Genomic DNA, 17,250 nt, shown 5'->3' with positions numbered 1-17,250 from the left:
GATACGGTACTCACAGCAAATGCATTTTGCTGTGAGTATCTGTACAAACATGTTTCAGCAAATACATCCGTCTCAAAACAACAGGTAAGGAACCAATGGAATATTATGTAAAATCCGTAGTACCCATGATCGAATCGAATTATGATAACTTTACAATGGTCGAAAAAACGATCGCAGATTTTTTTATACAGAACCGCAGGAAAATGGATTTTTCCGCAAAATCCATTTCCGAAAAGCTGTATGTATCTGAAGCCTCGCTGTCCCGCTTTGCCAAAAAATGCGGTTACCGGGGGTATCGTGAGTTCGTATACCAATACGAAGAGACTTTCGTAGAAAAACAGGAATCCATGACCGGCAATACAAGGATGGTCCTCAACGCCTACCAGGAGCTTTTGAATAAGACCTACAGCCTGGTAGACGAGGCCCAGATTGCCCGGATCGGCCGGTATCTCAACCAGTCTGGCCGGGTCTTTGTGTGCGGCCGGGGGAGCTCCGGCCTGACAGCCGAAGAAATGGAATTACGTTTTATGCGGATCGGGGTAGACATTGATTCCATCAAGGACACCGACCTGATGCGCATGCAGGCCGTGTTCCAGGACTCAAACAGCCTGGTATTCGGAATCAGTATCAGCGGGGAAAAGGAGGATGTGCTCTACCTGCTCAGGGAGGCCCACCGCAGAGGCGCCAAAACGGTCATCCTGACCGCCAAGAACCGGGGCATCTTCGAAGAGTTCTGCGACGAGATCGTGCTTTTGCCCTCCCTCCGGCATCTGAACCACGGCAATGTGATCTCCCCCCAGTTTCCCATTCTGGTCATGCTGGATATCATGTATTCCTATTATGTGGGACAAGACAAATTTGCCAAAGAGCTTCTTCATGACAATACGCTGCGGGCGCTGGAGGAAGGGGAACACAAACGTCGGGAAGTGATCGAATGAGCCGGTGATGTAGCATCACCGGCCCTCTCTTTTATATTCCCCTTTCCTGAAAAATCCGGTAAAGCTCCTCCGCCTCTTCGATCGAGTTGACCCATCCGTATTCTCTCAGATCCACCCGCCAGCCCGCATCCGTCTTCTGCACCCGGACGCCCTCCGACTCCAGAAGCCGCTTCTGGGTCTCCGGAGTGTCAAAAGCCTCCGCGCCGCTTAAGATCCCCTTGGCATTCACAATCCGATGGGCGGGGACACTCTTCCCCGCCCGTCCCCGCCGCAGGGCATAACCAACCTGCCGGGCATTGCCCGGCTTTCCGCAGAGCAGGGCGATCTGCCCGTAGGACGCTGCCCGGCCTGCCGGAATCCGCTCACATACCAGTTCCATCCGTTTATAAAAATCCATCATCAATCACCAGATTTCGATTCTTTAACTCATACTCCGTACCTAACAGCAGATTTCCAAAAAAATGCTCCAGATATTCCGTAGTTGCATGGATACCCCGCGTCAGATCGTTGTAATTCGCACGCACAAGGGCATTTCGAAAATACCAGGAATGCTCTGCAAACGCATCATTGTTGATATGGAATCCAAATGTTTTCAGATATTTCACAATAAATACGGCCGTAGTCCTTGTATTCCCCTCGCAAAACGGATGAATCTGCCAGATATCAGAAGTAAATTTTGCCAGATGCCTTACGGATTCCTGCAATGACAGCCCTTTATAAGAGAATTGCTTTTCCTGTCCAAAATCGTATTCTAACGTCGCGTTGATGCTGTCTGCCGACGCATAAAATACACTTTTTCCATGAAGCACCCATTCTTTTTTCGTAATGTTATAGGTGCGGGCCATTCCTGCGTGATCGTAGATACCAAAGAAAAGACGCTTATGAATCATCCTGTATTCCGCCGGTGAAAACTGGAATGTCTTTTCGCTGAGAATCTGGGTGATCCGTGCAGCAACCCTGTCTGCCTCCTCCGTACCCTTTTCCTCTTCCCTGCGCTCCGTCCGGGTCTCGTAATAGCTGTCGATCCGTTTCTGCGCAGTATCAATATCAATATATCCCTCAATATGCTCCTTCGCTGTCTCCAGCAGATATGCCGATGTTTGCAGTCCATCCACATCCTGCAGGCCGATTGCCGTTTTCCACGCGCAGCTCTTTTCCGCTTTCCCGGCTTCTCCCTGCCGGATATACTCTTCCAGGTCGAATTGCCATGGCTTTGAGGCGTTCTGTTTTTGATTCATAATCCACCATCCTGAATTTTCCTTGACGTTCCTCGTAAAAGTAAAATTATTATATCATACGGATCTTCAGGGTTCAATTCCTTGTTTTTGACTCCAGAAAGCAGTTGATTTTTCTTAAATAAAACGAAACCATTTATGTTCTTATCACACAGATATTTTTATATACAGTGCCTGCCATGTATTGATATTGCCCGTGCTCACTGCCTCGCGGCAATCGCCAAATATCCATGCAGGCATGGCTGCTTGGCTCATTGCTTCGCGGAAATAAAAAGTCCTGCGACTGCCAGCACCGTCCCCCCGGCCGACATCCAGGTGACCGGCTCTTTCAGAACCAGCGCGGAAGTCACAACCGTGATCACCGGAACCATATAAATATAGACGCTTGTCCTCACCGCCCCCAGTACATGCACCGCAAAATTCCACGTAGCAAAGCAAAGGGCAGACGCCCCCAGCCCCAGATAGAGGAGATTAAACATAACCGTTCCATCCGCAAACCTCTCCGCCCCGATCTTACAGTCAAACACAAACAACGCCGGAACCATAAACAGTATCCCATAAAAAAATGTCCTGCGGGTGGCAAGGATCACCGGATAGCCGAAGTCTCCGATCTTTCTCATCAAAATAGAATAGCAGGCCCACACAAAAGCCGCAAGAAGCGCCAGTATATCCCCTGCCGGATTCAGCTCCGGCCCGGAACCGTTCAAGCTGATCATCAGGATGCCGGACATCGCCACCCCGAATCCTATGAAAAAAGCAGGCCCCAGCTTCCCCTCCGACTTCATGAACAGCCTTGACAATATTGCCGTAAAAAACGGAGCCGCCGAGATGATGACCCCCACATTGGATGCAAGCGTACAGGTAAGCGCGATATTTTCCAGAAGATAGTACAGGCAGATCCCGCACAGCCCGGCCAGCGCAAAAACCTTCTCCTGCCTGCGGCCCACGCCTTTCATCCTGCGCGGACAGGCCAGGATCAAAGCCCCGAATCCTATGACAAAGCGGAAAAACAAAATCTCCACCGGTTGAAAATCTGCCAGAAGGATTTTCGTCGATATAAATGTCGTTCCCCAGATGATAATCGTAAACAGCGCCGCCAGATGCCCGGCTGATTTTCTACTCCCCATATGCGCCGCCCTCCTTTTCACAAAAGATTTCACGGTAGATTCCCGGCGTAAGCCCGATAAACTGGTTGAAATAATTCGAAAAATGGCTCTGATCCGAAAAGCCCGTCTCTATGGCCGCTTCCAAAGGCGTCATCCCCTCCGCAAGCAGTTTTTTTGCTTCGTTGATGCGGATTGTCTCCAGATAGCGGTAGGGCGTAACTCCCTTCGACTTTGTAAACGCACGGAGCAGCGTGGATTTACTCAGCCCTGCATAGCGGCAGATCTGATCCAGATAAATCCGTTCCTTAAAATGCACCTCCATATATCCGCAGGCTTTCTCAATCTCCGTCCGGCACTCCGGGCTGCACCTGTCAAAAGGCTGACCGCAGTTTTGGAGCAGGAGCGAAAGCAGAAACAGCAGTGTTTCCTCTTTTCCCAAATCACCGGTTCCCGTCATGACCATCTCATGCAGCAGACACAGACAGCTGCCTGCTTCCTCATCATAGATGACATTCTTTGAAAAGCCCGGAAGCTCCCGCCTTCCGGTCACCTCCTCCGCCAGGTCAAGCATAACCTCCCTGGAAATATTGAGTCCCCGGTAATCAAATGTCTCCCCGCCGCTCTGCAGGCACGCATGGCTGTCGCCCGGGTTAAAAAGCAGGATGCTGCCCTTTTCCAGCGCATATTCTCTGTCCCTGCAGAAAAGAACGCGCTGCCCCGCCTCCACAAACCCGATGACATAATGTCCATGGAAATGGTTCGGAAACGGCTGCACGATCCCTTCAAAGCGGTAGGCTTCGATCCTTAGTTCCTCGTCGTATACTGCGGTCCGTGTCTCCTTTTTCATAGCGGATCTCCTCCATCGCAAATCTGTACGGCAGCTCTCTTTCCTGAACATTCCGCCGTCTTCCGGCAGTTTTTAGATGCAGGCGGCTTTTTCACCGCATCTTTTCACAGGATATTTTACATTGCCGGCACAATCATTGTACCCCTTATTCCAGGCTCTGTCTTGTAAAATATCTTCATGTTTCCGGTCAATCTCTTTTCCTTTCGCAGTCAAATATCCATTCGTGCAGGAATCCAAAGCTGCTTCGCATATGGAACAGACGATCGCTTTATGTAATACTTTTTTAGGTGAAATCACACGATATAGAATCTTAACAGGAAGATGTGAATTTTCATTCTGTCAATATTTTCTGAAAATATTCCACCTGTACGGTTGGATGCTCTAAAGAGCCTCCAACCTACTCATCCATTCGCAAAAACCGTGCTGACGCACTCTTACGTCTGCTAACGCAGCCGTTTTTTGCTCATTCAAGAGTAGGCTGCTAATCCATAATCTCAGTTTTATTGCAATGAATTGCATAAAACTGAGATTATGGATTGCAACCGTACAGGTGGAAAATATTTGCTTTCCCGCAGCACTTTCTGTATAATAAACATAGTTTTTGTCATTCGGCCATCGTACTCAAAAGACAGGAGGAAGATTATGATCTCAAATATTGTTTCATGGATCAGTGATTTTATGTACGGCTATCTGCTGATCATCTTATTGCTGGCAGGAGGTATTTACTTCACGGTTCGGACTCGCTTTGTTCAGTTCCGCATGATCGGGCAGGCTTTCCGGGCCATCATGGAAAAGCCGGCCGGCGGGGACGACAAGGTTTCCAGCTTCCAGGCGCTCATGGTTTCTACGGCATCCCGTGTAGGCACCGGCAATATCATCGGCGTGTCAACGGCCATCTGCCTGGGCGGCTTCGGATCTGTTTTCTGGATGTGGATCATTGCCGTCATCGGCGCTGCCTCCGCTTTTATCGAAAGCACCCTGGCCCAGATCTACAAAAAACGCGGCCCACACGGAAGCTACGGCGGGCCTGCCTATTATATTGAAGCCGCCCTCCACAGCCGTCCGCTGGCGCTCGTATTTTCCATATGCCTGGTTCTGACCTATGGATTCGGCTTCAACATGCTGGCCTCTTACAACCTGCAGTCCACCTTCGCATCCTACAGCTTTTATGATCCGGATCTGACCCCCTGGATCATCGGGCTGGTACTTGCGGTCATTGTGGGATACTGCCTGCTGGGCGGCGGACAGCGTATCGTCCGGGTCACCAGTGTGATGGTTCCCATGATGGGACTTGCCTATGTGCTGGTCTCCCTGGTGGTGATCGTTATGAACATTACCTATCTGCCCGCCGTGATCTCCCGCATCTTCAGGGAAGCCTTTGACTTCCAGCCCATTATGGGCGGCTTCAGCGGTTCCTGCGTCATGTACGGGATCAAGCGGGGACTTTACAGCAATGAAGCCGGCGTCGGCTCCGCGCCCAACGCGTCTGCTTCCGCAGATGTGAACCATCCTGCTGCCCAGGGCCTGGTGCAAGTTTTGTCTGTGTTCATCGATACGCTTCTTTTGTGCTCCGCAACCGCATTTATGTGTATGTGTTCCGGGATTGAGCCCACAGAAGCGCTCTCAGGCGCGCCGTATGTACAGGAAGCGCTGCAGAGTACGCTGGGGATGTTCGGGCCTCTCTTTATCACCGTATCCATGGTCCTGTTCGCGTTTACCACCCTGTTGGGAAATCTCTTTTATGTGGATCATGTTTTCAATTATATGTTCGGACATACGCCCGGCAAATGCTTTATGATCGTCTATCGGATCATCGCCTCGCTGGTGATCTTCGCGGGTGCCGGATTGAGCGCCGACCTTTTGTGGGATATCGCCGATGTGACTATGGGCTTCATGACCATCATCAATATGCCGGTGATCCTCCTTCTCGGCAAATACGCTCTGAAAGCCTTACAGGACTATGAGGAGCAGCTTCGCAGGAAGGACACTCCTTTCTTCTGTGCAAAAGAAATCGGGCTTCCCCACGATGTTGATTATTGGACATCAAAACCCTTGCGGTAATCAAGACATGGGGACATGGATCGGGGCGGTATCACACCGCCCGCTCCGCCCCCATCAGACGGCCTAACTGCTCCACGATCCCCGCGTTTCCATTGACGGAGATCTCGCCTACCTTCCCGCAGATCCGCTCCAGATACTCCAGTTCCTTCAGCTTATAGAGTGTCTGATTTTCCTCCATCAGCTTCGCCGTGTTGAGCAGCGACCTGGTGGATGCCACCTCTTCCCGCCTGGAGATCACATTTGCCTGGGCGGTCTTTTCCGCCACCAGCACGGAGTTCATGATCGCCCGGATCTCGCCTGGCAGGATGATGTCCTTGATCCCGGCCGTCAGGAAATGCACACAGAACATCCCCTCCCTGTCCTTTAACGCCTCATAGATCTCTGCGGAGATCCGCTCCTTAGCCTCCAGAATCTCATCCAGCTTATAATTCCCCACGATCTCCCGGATCGCAAGCTGCACCGCGGAGTACAGCTGCCCTTTCAGATCCGAGATGGCTGCGGCAAATTCTACGGCATCCCGGATCTTATAGATGCAGGAAACGTTCATCCTGATTCCGATCTTATCCTTCGTGAGGATCTCCTGCCCGACAATATCCAGTTCCCTCTGCTTCATGTCCAGCACCTTATAGGAAATGCTGTGCTTGTAATTCCAGAAACGGTAGATCCCCCTGGAAAGCGGCTTCTGCAAAACGTTGTCATAATACACCAGCCCGGTCTCCCCTTCCCCGACCTTTACCTCCGTATAGAGCTTTCCGGGAACCAGCGAAAGCATCTGCCTGGACACCTCGGGCCCCGTCATCGTTTCCGTCATCGGCACGATCCGGATCTCATGCTTGTCAAATACATTCCAGAAGGTATACTCCTTCCGGTTTGCATAGGAGGAAAGTTTTCCGTTTATGTAGAGAAATCCAATGGAGCCGTCCGGAATCTCCATGTGTACGGTGGCCTCCAGAAATGCAGGATCTCTCGAAAGAACCGGATAGGGAACGTCCATATAATCCACTTCCCCTGTCATCTCCTCAATCTCCACCCTGTAACCTGCTATTTTAGAAAAATGGTACGTCCCGGCGGTGATCATTTTCTGAAAGATCCCGTTCTTTAATACAAATCCTGCCTGATTATCCTGAATCATATACTTCATTGCTGTTTCCCTCCGATCTATTTTCATTCATTTCCATTTTATCAATACTTTTCTAGCAGCAGTTCACGGCCTGGCCGGCCGCAAATGGTAACCTTTTATCCCTCATCCTTCAGCCGGATGCGGAGGCATGGCTGCTGGTGCAGCGCCCCTTCCGCCCGGTCAGACATCTGCATGGCCGGATGGAATGCGGGCTGCAGCGCAGCACGGTTTGGCAGCAGTCCGGGAGGAAGGGCAGGCCCGCGCCCCGATATCCCCGCTGTGATCCTGTGATCCGCTGTCAGATCCTGCGGACCCGGAAGAACCGGTGAAATATCTTCTGCGGGCTGCTGTTCCCCCTTTCTTCTCAGGAACTGCCGCAAAATAATTCCAGCTGTGCGGTTGGAATTATTTTGCGGCAATTCCTTACTGCGGTATCCCCGTCCTGCTGGCAGCAGGCCAAACTGCATGGCAGCGGTTCGCGCTGCCGTGCCGGATTTCGGGATAAAAGCATTTTCCTGAGCGGATTCGAACCGCAGGCTTGATTGCCTTACCATCATGTTGTGTACTCTACCCACTGAGCTACCGTTTGCACGGAAGGGAGTCGAACCCTCGACACCACAAATCCTTCTTAACCTCCAGGTTAAGAATCTGCAGGAGCAATCCCTATTGCAAAAAAGCAATTTCCATGGGACTGCAGTCGTATCTGAGGCATTGCCGAACAGATACGGATTATATATGATATACCTAACAGCACGCTGCAGGCACCGCCGGGCAGGGAGTGTCTCCCGATACCCGCGCGATATAATTATATGAAATATATTCCAAAAGATCATTTCAAAAAAGTTGCGAACTTTCTGTGACCTGCTTGATTTTTCTGCCGTCTATAAAGTATACTGTTAATGCATCATGCGGCACGGCTGCTTGGCTTGCTGCTTCTCGGGAATAAAATTGGGAAAGTAGGAAACTCAATATGTTGAAAATATGGTATTACGGCGGGACCGAATATATGAATGACGCTCCTGCCTATTTTGATAACGTATATGAAGATGAATGGATTGAGGATGCTTTTGTCAAAGAGATGATTCAGGATGTTGACCATTCCGCTGTCATCAGCGCTCATATCATCGAGAGTCCTGTTTTAGGAGCAATTACGCCGAAAGATTTATCCGGCGGAGTATAGGTTCTGATCCTGATGCTGAAAGACGATTCGTTTGTATACAATTTGTCCAACTGCGGAAATAACTGCGCAAAATGGGTTTTAAAGATCGCCGAGTCAAAAGACCTGACCGTATATCTGCAGCACATCATCCGTTTTGAGGGTACATTTGAAATCCAGATTATGAATACAGGAAAAATCGTCCGCAATCCGACAGAGTATGTGGATGGGTTATTGGAAGCGGAGGCCATGCAGGATGAAGGGTAGTTATCATTTCAGGGTAAAAAGCAAAAAAGTACTGTTTGAATTTTCTATAAAAAGAAATATTACGATAATCAAAGGAGAAAGTGCCACCGGAAAAACAACGCTGCTCCATATGATGTATGAATATCTGAGGGTTGGGAGAGAATCCGGATATTCTGTAACCACAGATGCCGATTATTATGTGTATCTGCGCCGTGAAGTCGGACGTACCTGGGAAGAAGCATTATATCCATTAAAAGATACGATTATATTTATTGAAGAAAATAATCATTTTGTATTCTCGAAAGAATTTGCGGAATTTGTAAAAATCTCCGGAAATTATTTCGTACTGGTTAGTCGTTCCCCGCTGAAAATGCTGCCTTACAGTATCCATGAAATATATGAGATTGTAACTGATGGAAAGCATACAGATATAAAAGAATCTTACCATCAGCTAAAGGAATTATACAGCAATTATCCTGTTGCTGAGAATAATAAAATGGAAATCATCATCCAAAATCTCAGAGAGGAGCCCCCCGAAACATGTCCGACTTCCACGAACTGATAAAAAGTTTCCCAAAAACCAGGGACTACGTACGGGACTTCTTCGTCTACGGCTTCAAAACCAGAAACGATTTTAAGGAAAAGAGTCCCCGGACTTATGACAATGAGCGAAGGCGTCTGGAAAGCTGGCTTGCCCCTTACGTGCGCAAAGACTACGCCCCCGGCGGCTCCAGCATTTCCCTTGCCATTGACAGCAGCCTTCTGGACACTAACCCGCTGTTTCGAGTCTGGAAAACCAAAAGCTTCACAGACAACGATATCGTCCTTCACTTTCTGATACTGGATCTGCTTCAGGACGGCCGCCCCCACACTTTGGAAGAGATCACGGACAGCCTGCTCACGCAGTATGAAGCCCTCTTTGATATCCAGACTGTCCGCCGAAAATGCAATGCCTACGAAAAGGAGGGCCTGCTCGTAAAAACAAAATCCGGCAAAACCGTCCTGTTCTCCCTGGACAATTCCCTCGCCCGTTGGCTTGGCTCCAACAGACAGGTTCTGGACGCCTGTTCTTTTTTTCAGATGGCCGGCCATTTCGGGATCATCGGAAATGAACTCTCCCAGCAGTTTGACCATGAGAACCGCTCCTTCCGCGTGAAACACAGCTTCTTTGTACATACCCTGGAAGACGAAATTCTCCTGGAGCTTCTGAATGCGATGAACCAGCATAAAGCGGTACGCATGGATCTGAAAAGCTCCCGCCATGGAACCGTAAGCACTGCGGAATGCGTCCCTTTGCAGATCTTTATCAGCACCAGAAGCGGCCGCCGTTTCCTGTGCGGATATCTCTGCAGGAGCAGGCGTTTCTCCTGCTTTCGCCTGGATGCCCTCAAGCATGTGGCTCTGCTGGAAACCGCCGAAGATTACGGCCAGCTACTGGACAAACTGACCCAAAACCGCCCCAGCCTCTGGGGCGTATCCTTTCAGGGGGGAGGAGGCCGCCGGCTGGAAAGCCTGTCCATGATCCTCCAGGTGATTGAGCCCGGGGAAGGTTATATCGTTGACCGCCTGAAACGGGAAGGCCGGGGCGGCAGCGTTACAAAGGTCGGGGAACATGTCTATCGGTACGAGACCCATGCCTTTGACTGCAATGAAATGCTGCCCTGGGTCCGCACCTTTACAGGCCGTATCCTCTCGTTGGAATGCAGCAACAAGCTGGTCGAACAGCGATTTTACCACGATCTGCAGACCATGTATCGAATGTACGACATATAGGAGAACAGCACAAATGGAACTTTTTTCAGAAATTTACAGTTGTTATTATCAGGTTCTGCGGCATCTTTTGTCCGGTCAAAGCGCTCTTACCATACAGGATATCCGCAGCCGGATCTGCCGGGAAGGCTTCGAAGAAAGCCTCCTCTCCATCATTCCCAAAATCGAAGACGGAACCTGGAATCTGTTTCAAAAAAATGGCGGACTCTATCTGTCCAGACTCCGCACCGACTTTCTGACGCCCCTCTCCGCCCTGGAAAAATCTTATCTGAAAGCCCTCTTATTCGATCCCCGCATGGGATTATTCCTGGAACCGGAGCAGTTAAAAGACCTGCGTCACATGCTCTCCGACGTCCCTCCTCTCTGGCGGCCGGAACAGTTTTACTACTACGACCGTTTTTCAGACGGCGACCCTTACCAGGATGAACGCTATCGCCATTGTTTCCGAATATTGCTCCAGGCGCAGAAAAACCGGCAGTATGTGGATATCGATTACATTTCGCCAAGTGGAAACCGTCTGCACCACCAATATGTCCCCGCCCGGCTGGAATATTCCGTAAAAAATGACAAATTCCGCCTTCTGGCCCTGAATCCAGGAAAAAACGGAAGAATGAATCTGGAGCTTTTGAACCTTTCCCGGATTCAAAGCGTCCGGCCTGTGGAGAAAATACTTTCTTCCTGCATGGACCTGAATACGCTGATCCGCAATTCCTACTATAAAGAGCCTGTAACACTCCATATCGTCAACAGACGCAACGCTCTGGAACGGGCTATGCTGCATTTTGCCAACTATGAAAAAAATACCGCAAAAATAGATGAGGACACCTATAAATGCCTCATCTATTATAACCAGAGTATGGAAACGGAACTGCTGATCGAAGTCCTGTCCTTCGGCCCCATGCTAACCGTGATGGGGAATAAGAGGTTCCTCCGCAGCCTGAAAGCAAGGCTCCGGCGGCAGAGGGCATTAAGTATGCCCGTGATTTCGAGTTAAAGTTTTACTGCATTTTCTTTTGAAGAACAGCCTCCAGCCTGGCAAAATCACAGCATCTCCGTTTAAGAAGATTAAATATTTCTCAGTTCCGCAGATAACGATAATGCCTATGAATGGACGCTTTTCTTTAGAAATCTGTGGTGAAACCGACATAACATGTTCATCGGCTTTTGCTTAATCCCGAATGTATTTTATTTCAACCAAGTATAGATTCAGACGTTTTTGCTTCATATTTTTCTCCTATTTTAAAAGGCTGCGTATAAACGCAGCCTGAATGGTTTCCACTTTCGGTAGGACTCACCGCTTTTATCGCTTCCACTCACAGTAGGACTCACTGCTTTTATCGTTTCCACTTTATGGTAGGACTCACCACTTTTTACAGAAATGCGATATAATCGTATTTCTATATGATAAGCTCTCATAAAAAAACAATCAACGCCTATCACCTCTTATAGTATATAAAAAGGCTCACCGTATGTCAAGACATCATACAAAACTAAATCAATTATCACAATTAGAATAATATCTACGGTTCATTCACTCCCCCTTCCTCTCGTTCAAAAAGGCTGCGTATAAACGCAGCCCGAATGTATATCGCTTCATGACAGAATTTTTTTATTCTATGCTTTCCGCTTCTTTCTTCGCCTTATCCCTTGCAACCAGTCTTTCCCTGACTGCATCCATATATCCCGGCTTATCCAGGTCATACAGCATCAGCGGGATGATTCCAATAAGGAATACGATACCAGGCAGTAAGTTTGCCGCCAGATTGATACCGGTCTGTACATGCTCCGTAATGTCTCCGCCGCCTACATATCCGAACGCGCCCATAACTAACAGGAATGCAGAGTTTGCAATTGCGGTTGCGATCTTGATTGCAGTTCCCTGGAAAGAGAATGCCATGCCGTCATTTCTGTAACCATACTTGTCATCAAAATCATCAATAGCATCGACCATCATGCCGGCACCACAGGGACCTGCAATATATCCGGTTCCATAGATGACCATGCATAAAAAGTTGAACGGAATGCTCTTCGACGGCCCGAAGTACAACAGGATCAAAGCCGCGCCCTGAATAATCATAGAAATAACTGCCGTCTTCCGTCTGCCGAATTTTTCCAGGAACTTCGGCGCAAAAGGCATTACAATCGTACCTACTGCCATCTGCATCATCATAAATACAGAAATCAGGGCAAAATTTCCTACACAGTGCATATAGAAGAATACTGCTACAGAAATGCGTCCAAGAATACCAAACATATTAAAAAATGAATACATCATTGCGCAAAGCAGGTTCTTATTTCTGAACACCAGTTTCAGCCCCTCGCTGACCTTGCCCTGATCTTCCTTCTTTACCGTGATCTGCTCCTTAGATAATACAGCTACCGCCCAGAACATCGGCAGCGCGATAAGTGCCAGAAGCGCCGCTGCTCCCTGATACCCGGCAGCCTGATCGCCTTTTCCGATCCAGAGTACCAGATTCAGCACAAACAGATTCAGTACGATCTGTCCGATCGTCATACCCATCATCTGTGCCGCATTCAGCTTATTAATTTCTTTTGGGTCACGTGTCATAACGGTCGGCAGTGCTAAATATGGCACATTTGTCATAGTGTATGCCATTCCCAGGAAAATGTAGGTGACATAGGCATATACCAGTTTCGCAGTGCCCCCAAATCCCGGCACGGTAAATGTCAGAATTGTAAATACTACCAAAAACGGCGCCCCGACAAAAATGTATGGGCGGAAACGTCCCCACTTTGTATGAGTACGCTCCATCAGTGTTCCCATCATCGGGTCGTTGATACCATCCCAGATTTTTGCGATCAGCATCAGCATTGCAACCGCCCCTACACCAAGTCCGAAGACATCCGTATAGAAAATAGACAGGTATGTGCTGACCATGGTCCATGACAATTGGGATGCGAAGTTACCCAGTCCATATACAAAATAATTGACAAAAGTCAATGGCTTTGTGCCGTATTGGTTCAAATTTATGTTGCTCATAGTGCCCTCCATCTCATCTTTTCTTCTGAAAGATATTTGCTCCTTCTTCTCTCCGTATGTATTTCGTTCCCATTCTTACGCTGTTACATATTTTCATTCGTTTCCTCGAATTTCTCATATTTTTCCATCATCTTCGGCAGCGTCTCTTTATTCGCAATCAGCTTCGGCACGCAGACCTTGATCATGTTCTGGATCTCGTTATAATGCTCATAGATTCCAATATTTGTATTCCGCGCGCGGGCGATCTCCTGCTCGGACCACTCTACCTTCACCTTGTCTCCGTCCACAGACAGATCTCCCCAAATGCCGCAGATGGGGCATTCCACATGGGTAGTTCCGTTCATACTGAGGAGCGGGTTATGACATACCGGGCATACGCCTTCCTCTCCAACCCAGGTATTCACTTCCTCATATGGTTTTCCAAGTGATTCTGCTACCGCTTTGCCAAGCTCTGCGCACTTTTTCATCAGTTCCGGGTCAAACAGCGGATGACCGGTTCTGCCCTGGTCATAGGCATCCACATGACCTACACATTTCATGCAGAAGGAAAAGCTGAACAGATCCAGCATCGGAAGCCCCAGGGATACCCAGTTGTGAGTCTGCGCCCCGCCTACGGAAATATAGCCTGTATAGCGGTCTTTAAAATATCTCGGGTCAAGTTCCGGCTTGCCTGCTTCGATCCGTTTTTTGTTCTCCTCGATCAATGCAGCCCTGTCATGGGACGGTCCGAAACGGTCCACAAAATTCTTAAACTGTCCGACGATGCCCACCGCATAGACCGGCGCGCCGATGATGATCCCGTCCGCGTCCAGACATGCTTCCTCCAGGATATGATAATCATCCTTCATGCAGCAGTGGATCTCCGTCTCCCCTTTGTCGCGCAGGCGGCTGCAGTAGTCGCAGGCGCGGCAGTGTCCAATGTCCATACGCACGGTATTGATAAACTGCACCTCCGCTCCGGCTGCCTTTGCCGCAAACAGTGCTTCCTTCACCATCACGTCACTGCGCTGGTTCCTTCTTCCAAAGGAAATTCCTAATACTTTCATGTTCTACCTCCATCGTTCTTTTGTTTTATGAAGATAGTTTACATATTTTTTATAATTTCCGCTTCTCTGTCAGTCTCTTAATATGGTATCAATTTTGGTCTATTATTTTGTATACAAAAAAGCCGGGACAAAAAATATAGCATATTTTTTGTCCCGACTCAGAAAGCTTCTATATCTGTGCTATTTTCCTTTTGACCGATCCATAAGCAGAAACAGAATCCCCGAAAGAATCCCGGTCAGCAGATACAATTCCCGGATCGCCAATACAGACGACAAGCCTGCAAGCAAAAATGATCCCACCGGCAGAGACCCGCAGGCCAGCGCGTTAAATATCCCGCTGATCCTCCCCACAAACGCTTCCGGCACGCTGCTCACAAAGATCACCTGGACCGTAACCCCGATCACGGAATTTAGCATTCCAAAGGCAAACGCCGCAATAAAATAGCCAAGATATTTTCCCTCGTTGAAAGGAATCATCCCGATCGCGAGATAGCAAAAATACAGCGGCCCGATCAGGATTCCTCCCCGGATCAGAACCTGTTTTTCCGGGATTCTCCGGGAGATCACAGGCAAAAGCAGCGCCCCGGATATCATGCCCGCCGTAATCGCCGTCCCGCCCACTGACATCGCAAATACGTCCAGCCTCAGGTATTCGCTGATATAAGCAGCCTGCAGATTTTCGATGGGAAGCATACACAAATTCTGTACCACACAGATCACACATACCATCATTGCCAGCTTACTCGTTTTAAAATAGACGAACCCTTCTTTGAGCGCGGCGGCATACCCCTTCATCTGAAACCGCTGCCCTTCCCCACTCTCCTCATTCACCCTCAGCAATAAAAGCAGAAGCCCGGAAGCCAGAAAGGTCACCGCATCCACAAACAGGGCCCCGCCGATTCCAATCCACCCTATGATGATTCCGGCGCAGCCCATGCCGATCAGCTCGGACGTTCTCCGCACCCCCTGGTCCATGGAAATGGCCGCCTTATAATGCTCCTTCCTGAGGATTTTGGGCAGGATTGCAAGCCCATTTGGAATCCGCAGCGCTTCGATGGAGGAATTTATAAATGTCAAAACAAGCAGATGCCACGGCTCTAACACTCCCAGCAGCATACACACACCTGTGAAAAAGACCACAGCTCCCCGGGCAATGTCACAGATGACAATGACTCTCTTTTTGCGGAAATATTCCGTCAGCGCGCCTCCCAGCGGCTGAAACAGCACCGTCGGGACCATATTCACCCCAAGAATGACAGACAGCCACGCCGCCGAGCCTGTCAGTTGGTAGACCATCCAGCTATAGGCGATGGCATCCACAGAGTCCCCAAACCGGCTGATCATATTTGCCAGAATCATATACCGGAAATTTTTTTCGTTTTTTATGATATCCGTATAAGCACCCAGTTTCATACTCATCACCTGTTCTCAAACCACCGCTTCGAAAATAATCTTGTCCTTGATCCGAAGCCGTTCCACACCAACCTTCTTTTTCTTATTGAAATTAAAGCTGACAAGATATCCCGGCTTCGCATGGTAAAGATCCAGGTAGTCTGTAAGCTGTTCCTCTCCTCTTTTATTATATTCCTGTCCCCGCCAGAGTTTTAACTCTACAATATGCTGCTCCCCGCAGTAATCAATGATCAAATCCGCGCGCCGGTTTGTCCGTGTTTTTGCTTCAATATAGTAATTTCCTGTTCCGTTGATGATCGGTTTGATATACAGGAGGAACAGACATCGCCGCCATGCGGATTCCCAAATTGCCTGGTACGTATTCGATCACATTTCCCTGAAGAAGTAATTCCAGAAGCATCTGTTTCAGATCCGGATAATCAATCAGCTTGTTGTCCAGAGAATCAAACAATGTATTTTCTTCTGTCAGCAGCATACGGACAGCCGTCAAAAACCCTTCTTTCGTCCATACCTTATTTCTATCAAATTCATTTTCATCTCTATAAACTTTTTCATCCATTAATTTACAGATGCGTGACACAAGAAAGGGATAGCCTGACGTATAATCATAAATCAATCCCGCAATTTCCTGAATATTCATTCCTGTATGGTGATCTTCCTCATAATCAGCCAGCATTCCTGCAATCCCATGTTCTCTCAGACGCAGTTCTATATCAAAATCTGCCGCAACGTTCCACGGGCTGTTCATCCTATACTCTTCTACGAACTTATTTTTCAGGTTCTTTATATCATATACTCCTGCAAGGATCACTGACTGAAATATCGGCTTCTTTTCTCTTATAATATAATATAATACCCTCTCAACTGAGCCAAAAAATCAAGAAACACACGATATTTTGAAGCACTGTCTGCCTCGTCGATCATCAGTACAATCTTTTTTTCTGAGTGCCGGCACCACTTACTCAGGCAGCGAAACAGGGTCGATAGCCTGTCATTTTGTACAGATCCATCTGCCAAACCTTCCATCTGTCCCCGTATATCTGCGGAAATATCTTTTGCCGCAGCACCCCCTAAAATTTCCATACAAAAGTTTTCAGTAAAGTCTTTTTCTGTCTCAAAGTCCGCGGCACTGAACATCTGAAAATCCAGGCTGATTACAATATATTCTCTTTGTAAAAGCTGCTCCCCTCAAATTCTGTTATTTAATAGTCAATGTTAACAACTTAGTATGTGCTTGGAATAAATGCCATCGAAACGTGTGAAAGAATGAGTGGTTGGAACATACAACCTTAAAAAATCGCAGACTTCCCC

17 protein-coding genes and 1 pseudogene are annotated in these 17,250 nt (G+C 48.5%); 6 read left to right on the top strand and 12 right to left on the bottom strand.

Features of this window, described 5'->3' with window-relative positions; all coding sequences use genetic code 11:
• Nucleotides 1-95: 95 nt before the first annotated feature.
• Nucleotides 96-938 (top strand): MurR/RpiR family transcriptional regulator, encoded by an 843-nt coding sequence (locus ACTOY7_RS15275; RefSeq protein WP_160282764.1) that lies wholly within the window; start codon nucleotides 96-98, stop codon nucleotides 936-938.
• Between the two features lie 31 nt (nucleotides 939-969).
• On the opposite strand, the gene ACTOY7_RS15270 is transcribed toward ACTOY7_RS15275, so the two are convergent.
• The 4 genes from ACTOY7_RS15270 to ACTOY7_RS15255 all read right to left on the bottom strand — a co-directional run bounded on the left by ACTOY7_RS15270 (nucleotide 970) and on the right by ACTOY7_RS15255 (nucleotide 4,126).
• Complete coding sequence (locus ACTOY7_RS15270) at nucleotides 970-1,335, bottom strand: MGMT family protein (RefSeq protein WP_300886505.1); 366 nt, start codon at nucleotides 1,333-1,335, stop codon at nucleotides 970-972.
• The gene (locus ACTOY7_RS15265) at nucleotides 1,322-2,176 is read right to left on the bottom strand and encodes a Fic family protein (RefSeq protein WP_482671167.1); all 855 of its coding nucleotides are present in this window, start codon (nucleotides 2,174-2,176) and stop codon (nucleotides 1,322-1,324) included. Before ACTOY7_RS15265 ends, ACTOY7_RS15270 begins: the two co-directional genes overlap by 14 nt.
• 248 nt (nucleotides 2,177-2,424) lie before the next feature.
• On the bottom strand, nucleotides 2,425-3,300 hold the full coding sequence (locus tag ACTOY7_RS15260) for a DMT family transporter (protein ID WP_482671166.1): 876 nt from the start codon (nucleotides 3,298-3,300) through the stop codon (nucleotides 2,425-2,427).
• Nucleotides 3,290-4,126: a helix-turn-helix domain-containing protein gene (locus ACTOY7_RS15255; protein ID WP_482671165.1), complete on the bottom strand. Its 837-nt coding sequence runs from the start codon at nucleotides 4,124-4,126 to the stop codon at nucleotides 3,290-3,292. Before ACTOY7_RS15255 ends, ACTOY7_RS15260 begins: the two co-directional genes overlap by 11 nt.
• A 642-nt stretch (nucleotides 4,127-4,768) precedes the next feature.
• Between ACTOY7_RS15255 and ACTOY7_RS15250 the strand changes: the two genes are divergently transcribed.
• Nucleotides 4,769-6,187: an alanine/glycine:cation symporter family protein gene (locus ACTOY7_RS15250; protein WP_482671164.1), complete on the top strand. Its 1,419-nt coding sequence runs from the start codon at nucleotides 4,769-4,771 to the stop codon at nucleotides 6,185-6,187.
• 31 nt (nucleotides 6,188-6,218) lie between these two features.
• On the opposite strand, the gene ACTOY7_RS15245 is transcribed toward ACTOY7_RS15250, so the two are convergent.
• Both ACTOY7_RS15245 and ACTOY7_RS15240 read right to left on the bottom strand, forming a co-directional pair.
• Nucleotides 6,219-7,328, bottom strand: coding sequence for a slipin family protein (locus ACTOY7_RS15245; protein WP_300886088.1), 1,110 nt, complete (start codon nucleotides 7,326-7,328; stop codon nucleotides 6,219-6,221).
• Between the two features lie 95 nt (nucleotides 7,329-7,423).
• Nucleotides 7,424-7,864, bottom strand: a complete 441-nt coding sequence (locus tag ACTOY7_RS15240) for a hypothetical protein (protein ID WP_300886087.1) — start codon at nucleotides 7,862-7,864, stop codon at nucleotides 7,424-7,426.
• Between the two features lie 413 nt (nucleotides 7,865-8,277).
• On the opposite strand from ACTOY7_RS15240, the pseudogene ACTOY7_RS15235 reads away from it, so the two are divergent.
• From ACTOY7_RS15235 to ACTOY7_RS15220, 4 genes and pseudogenes are all read left to right on the top strand, one after another.
• Nucleotides 8,278-8,730 (top strand): annotated as a pseudogene (locus ACTOY7_RS15235) (DUF4869 domain-containing protein).
• 109 nt (nucleotides 8,731-8,839) lie between these two features.
• Nucleotides 8,840-9,271, top strand: a complete 432-nt coding sequence (locus ACTOY7_RS15230) for a Fis family transcriptional regulator (RefSeq protein ID WP_482672570.1) — start codon at nucleotides 8,840-8,842, stop codon at nucleotides 9,269-9,271.
• On the top strand, nucleotides 9,250-10,482 hold the full coding sequence (locus ACTOY7_RS15225; RefSeq protein WP_482671162.1) for a WYL domain-containing protein: 1,233 nt from the start codon (nucleotides 9,250-9,252) through the stop codon (nucleotides 10,480-10,482). Before ACTOY7_RS15230 ends, ACTOY7_RS15225 begins: the two co-directional genes overlap by 22 nt.
• A 13-nt stretch (nucleotides 10,483-10,495) precedes the next feature.
• Nucleotides 10,496-11,473, top strand: a complete 978-nt coding sequence (locus ACTOY7_RS15220) for a WYL domain-containing protein (protein WP_482671161.1) — start codon at nucleotides 10,496-10,498, stop codon at nucleotides 11,471-11,473.
• 615 nt (nucleotides 11,474-12,088) lie between these two features.
• Here the strand turns inward: ACTOY7_RS15220 and ACTOY7_RS15215 are convergent.
• From ACTOY7_RS15215 to ACTOY7_RS15190, 6 genes are all read right to left on the bottom strand, one after another.
• On the bottom strand, nucleotides 12,089-13,480 hold the full coding sequence (locus ACTOY7_RS15215) for an MFS transporter (RefSeq protein WP_482671160.1): 1,392 nt from the start codon (nucleotides 13,478-13,480) through the stop codon (nucleotides 12,089-12,091).
• An 83-nt stretch (nucleotides 13,481-13,563) separates the two neighbouring features.
• Nucleotides 13,564-14,526, bottom strand: coding sequence for a flavodoxin family protein (locus ACTOY7_RS15210; protein ID WP_482671159.1), 963 nt, complete (start codon nucleotides 14,524-14,526; stop codon nucleotides 13,564-13,566).
• A gap of 180 nt (nucleotides 14,527-14,706) precedes the next feature.
• Entirely contained in the window at nucleotides 14,707-15,945 is a 1,239-nt protein-coding gene (locus ACTOY7_RS15205; RefSeq protein ID WP_482671158.1) for an MFS transporter, read from the bottom strand.
• Between the two features lie 9 nt (nucleotides 15,946-15,954).
• Complete coding sequence (locus ACTOY7_RS15200) at nucleotides 15,955-16,173, bottom strand: GxxExxY protein (RefSeq protein WP_300885501.1); 219 nt, start codon at nucleotides 16,171-16,173, stop codon at nucleotides 15,955-15,957.
• A gap of 31 nt (nucleotides 16,174-16,204) precedes the next feature.
• Entirely contained in the window at nucleotides 16,205-16,687 is a 483-nt protein-coding gene (locus ACTOY7_RS15195) for a hypothetical protein (protein ID WP_482671157.1), read from the bottom strand.
• Between the two features lie 89 nt (nucleotides 16,688-16,776).
• Nucleotides 16,777-17,022: a hypothetical protein gene (locus ACTOY7_RS15190; protein ID WP_482671156.1), complete on the bottom strand. Its 246-nt coding sequence runs from the start codon at nucleotides 17,020-17,022 to the stop codon at nucleotides 16,777-16,779.
• Nucleotides 17,023-17,250: the final 228 nt, after the last annotated feature.

The organism is Schaedlerella sp., from assembly GCF_056796775.1.
This window is presented reverse-complemented; position numbering and strand designations above follow the sequence as displayed.

What these genes read in the sequence shown, in the direction of transcription:
- ACTOY7_RS15250 (WP_482671164.1), top strand. Translation starts at nt 4,769, where the DNA reads ATGATCTCAAATATTGTTTCATGGATCAGTGATTTTATGTACGGCTAT.
- ACTOY7_RS15220 (WP_482671161.1), top strand. Translation starts at nt 10,496, where the DNA reads ATGGAACTTTTTTCAGAAATTTACAGTTGTTATTATCAGGTTCTGCGG.
- ACTOY7_RS15225 (WP_482671162.1), top strand. Translation starts at nt 9,250, where the DNA reads ATGTCCGACTTCCACGAACTGATAAAAAGTTTCCCAAAAACCAGGGAC.
- ACTOY7_RS15245 (WP_300886088.1), bottom strand. Translation starts at nt 7,328, where the DNA reads ATGAAGTATATGATTCAGGATAATCAGGCAGGATTTGTATTAAAGAAC.
- ACTOY7_RS15230 (WP_482672570.1), top strand. Translation starts at nt 8,840, where the DNA reads ATGATGTATGAATATCTGAGGGTTGGGAGAGAATCCGGATATTCTGTA.
- ACTOY7_RS15255 (WP_482671165.1), bottom strand. Translation starts at nt 4,126, where the DNA reads ATGAAAAAGGAGACACGGACCGCAGTATACGACGAGGAACTAAGGATC.
- ACTOY7_RS15240 (WP_300886087.1), bottom strand. Translation starts at nt 7,864, where the DNA reads ATGATGGTAAGGCAATCAAGCCTGCGGTTCGAATCCGCTCAGGAAAAT.
- ACTOY7_RS15270 (WP_300886505.1), bottom strand. Translation starts at nt 1,335, where the DNA reads ATGGATTTTTATAAACGGATGGAACTGGTATGTGAGCGGATTCCGGCA.
- ACTOY7_RS15205 (WP_482671158.1), bottom strand. Translation starts at nt 15,945, where the DNA reads ATGAGTATGAAACTGGGTGCTTATACGGATATCATAAAAAACGAAAAA.
- ACTOY7_RS15275 (WP_160282764.1), top strand. Translation starts at nt 96, where the DNA reads ATGGAATATTATGTAAAATCCGTAGTACCCATGATCGAATCGAATTAT.
- ACTOY7_RS15265 (WP_482671167.1), bottom strand. Translation starts at nt 2,176, where the DNA reads ATGAATCAAAAACAGAACGCCTCAAAGCCATGGCAATTCGACCTGGAA.
- ACTOY7_RS15190 (WP_482671156.1), bottom strand. Translation starts at nt 17,022, where the DNA reads ATGGAAATTTTAGGGGGTGCTGCGGCAAAAGATATTTCCGCAGATATA.
- ACTOY7_RS15260 (WP_482671166.1), bottom strand. Translation starts at nt 3,300, where the DNA reads ATGGGGAGTAGAAAATCAGCCGGGCATCTGGCGGCGCTGTTTACGATT.
- ACTOY7_RS15210 (WP_482671159.1), bottom strand. Translation starts at nt 14,526, where the DNA reads ATGAAAGTATTAGGAATTTCCTTTGGAAGAAGGAACCAGCGCAGTGAC.
- ACTOY7_RS15195 (WP_482671157.1), bottom strand. Translation starts at nt 16,687, where the DNA reads ATGAACAGCCCGTGGAACGTTGCGGCAGATTTTGATATAGAACTGCGT.
- ACTOY7_RS15215 (WP_482671160.1), bottom strand. Translation starts at nt 13,480, where the DNA reads ATGAGCAACATAAATTTGAACCAATACGGCACAAAGCCATTGACTTTT.